The organism is Moorena sp. (assembly GCF_982860115.1).
Genome location: NZ_CEYLVT010000423.1, coordinates 1 through 2,796, shown reverse-complemented (window position 1 = coordinate 2,796; position 2,796 = coordinate 1). Strand labels below are relative to the sequence as shown.

General features: G+C 44.0%; 2 protein-coding genes. Both read left to right on the top strand.

The genetic code is table 11. The features are described from left to right. Window positions 1-126: 126 nt before the first annotated feature. Window positions 127-1,692 (top strand): SagB/ThcOx family dehydrogenase, encoded by a 1,566-nt coding sequence (locus tag AC4II3_RS32320; protein WP_488016848.1) that lies wholly within the window; start codon window positions 127-129, stop codon window positions 1,690-1,692. A gap of 111 nt (window positions 1,693-1,803) precedes the next feature. Beyond that, window positions 1,804-2,019: a hypothetical protein gene (locus AC4II3_RS32315; protein WP_488016846.1), complete on the top strand. Its 216-nt coding sequence runs from the start codon at window positions 1,804-1,806 to the stop codon at window positions 2,017-2,019. Window positions 2,020-2,796 lie beyond the last annotated feature (777 nt).

Genomic DNA, 2,796 nt, shown 5'->3' with positions numbered 1-2,796 from the left:
AGGGAGCAGGGAGCAGGGAGCAGGGAGCAGGGAGCAGGGAACAGGGAACAGGGAAGACAGAAGAGGGAACAAGACAAAAATGCTGTCAAGATATAAAGCGAAGCTTCCTGTTCTGTTGCAACTAACATGTCACAACCGCCAGTATCAATCGCTCAGCACTACCACGAGCGCACCAAATATGCTCCAGAAACCATATCAGCCAAAAATAAGGGCTTAGACTGGGAGAAGCAGCCGATACCGTTTAAAGACTACAAAGTTGGGACGAACTTTGACCTAAAACCATACTTCTCACAAGACCGGGAGCAGTTTACCTCTGAACCGAGTAAGACTTGGTGGCGGCTATCCCAGCTACTACTGTGTAGTTATGGCTTGACGGCTAGGCTGGAGACAATGGGAGCACCACTTTATCTGAGGGCAGCTCCCTCTGCTGGTGGCTTATACCCAGCTGAAGTTTATTTGATTTCCCGTGGTACTCCCCTATTACCAGCAGGACTGTACAACTATCAGTGTCTGACCCATTCTCTCGTTCATTTTTGGCAGAGTGATGTTTGGAATGCACTGCAAGAGGCTTGCTTCTGGCACCCAGTTTTGGAGAGTACGGAACTCGCTATTGTAATTACAGCGGTATTTTATCGCTCAGCCTGGCGCTATGAAGACCGGGCATACCGCAGGATTTTTCTCGACACTGGTCATCTACTCGGTAACATTGAGTTGGCTGGCGCTTTGAGTGATTACCGACCTCATCTAATTGGTGGGTTTGCCGATAAAAACGTTAATGAACTGCTTTATCTAGACCTGGAACAAGAAGGCGCGATCGCAGTCATTCCCCTGGCCGATCAGCTTAAAGTTGAACAAAATTTGCCCATCGCCCCAACTGTGTTAGCATCTCCTACTGAAGTTAATTACCCAGAGATTCCAGATGGGGAATTATTAGGTTATTTGCACCGCGCTACGGAAATTAAAGAGGGTGGTGATTGGAAAGCTAAGGATAAGACTTCAAAGAGTACAGAAATTGACCAGCAGTTAGAAGACAAGTACAACTTTCCGTTTTGTGATAAAGTTTCAACGGCTACAAATCCCATAGATTGGGGGGAGTTAACCATAGAAGGTAATGCTCCGAAAGCCTGTTTAGATACTATTCTAAAACGACGCTCTACCCGAGCTTATAGTGCAGCTAATCTGACCTTGGAGGAGCTAAAAGCTCTTCTAGATTTTACCTACCAACCTCAGCATTACATTGAGCAAGGGTTAGATGGAACACCCGATTATTTTGATTTAAGTTTAATTGAAACATTTATAGCAGTATCTGGAGTAAATGACCTAGAAGAAGGCTGCTATTATTACGCTCCTAAAGCTCAAGAATTGCGGCAAATTCGCTTTAAAAACTTCCGTAAAGAATTGCATTTTTTGTGTTTAGGGCAAGATTTGGGTCGAGATGCCAGAGCAGTGGTGTTCCACACGGCAGACTTACAAAAAGCAGTGGCTCGATTAGGCGATCGCGCTTACCGTTACCTACACATGGATGCTGGTCATCTAGGACAGCGGCTGAATCTAGCAGCGATTTACTTGGGTTTAGGAGTAAGTGGTATTGGTGGCTTCTTTGATGACCAGGTCAATGAAGTTTTGGGTATCCCTGTTGATGAAGCGGTTGTTTATATTACGACTTTGGGGCGTCCTAGAAGGCGGCTTTGAGGTTTTGGGAGATGGGGAGATGGGGAGATAGGGAGATGGGGAGATGGGGAGATGGGGAGATGGGGAGAATTTTTGTGTTGTATAAATGGGGGATGATTTTAATTGTGTAGAATGGGCATCTTGGTGGAATGGGCATCTTGCCCGTTCCTGATATTTTCTCGCTTATTCCCGATTCCCGATTCCCGATTCCCGATTCCCCACTCCCCACTCCCGTTTTTAAACAGAAAACCCCAACTCGATAGCTGGGGTTTCTTTTACGGAATCAAATTTGTCAAAAAAGTCTCATTTCGGGTTAGAGGTCGGTGCCGTGGTAACCGAGACCGGTGAAGTAGCCAGGATTTCCGGTCAATAAATTGGCTGCCAATCGACCGCCCACCGCCGAAAAAAAAGACTTTTGAGATAACTAAAAAATACATGCTAATGTAACCAAAAGTTACATGCAATGCGCCGCGCTAAAATGCGTCCTATAAAATAGTCGCGCACCAGGGGGGAATTTCACCCTCCGACAAACACTCCGGGGGAATTCCTCGCCTGGATAAAAAACCCCAACTACGCCTCTTAAACACTAGTCCGACGCGATCCGACGTAGAAAAACCTCCTCCTATTCCTCCAAGATCGTCTTGTGACAACAGTAGGAGGTCGGTTTCTTCGCTTGGTCTGGTTTCTAGATCTTGGATCTTTATCTTTTCTTTCATGTACATCAAATCAGCTTAGTGTAATCTGTGCTCTGTAACAATAGTAAAATTTAAGAGGAATAGAAGTGAATGCTTTTTTAACGTTTTTTGAGAATTTCATGAAAAATTTTTAATCACTATTTCCTTCTTTTTTTATTTTTCAAGGTTTAAGCAAAGTCTGATTTTTTTTATTTTTTAAAAAAGGGTAATTAATAAATAATTTAATCTAATATTATATTTAATAGATTCAGAGTAGGTAACAATTAATAAGTGCTTTATACGGGAGTCGGGAATCGGAAGGGTGGGGAGATAGGGAGATAGGGAGATGGGGAGAATTCTTGTGTTGTATAAATGGGGGATGATTTTAATAATTTTGTGGAATGGGCATCTTGGTGGAATGGGCATCTTGGTGGAATGGGCATCTTGCCCG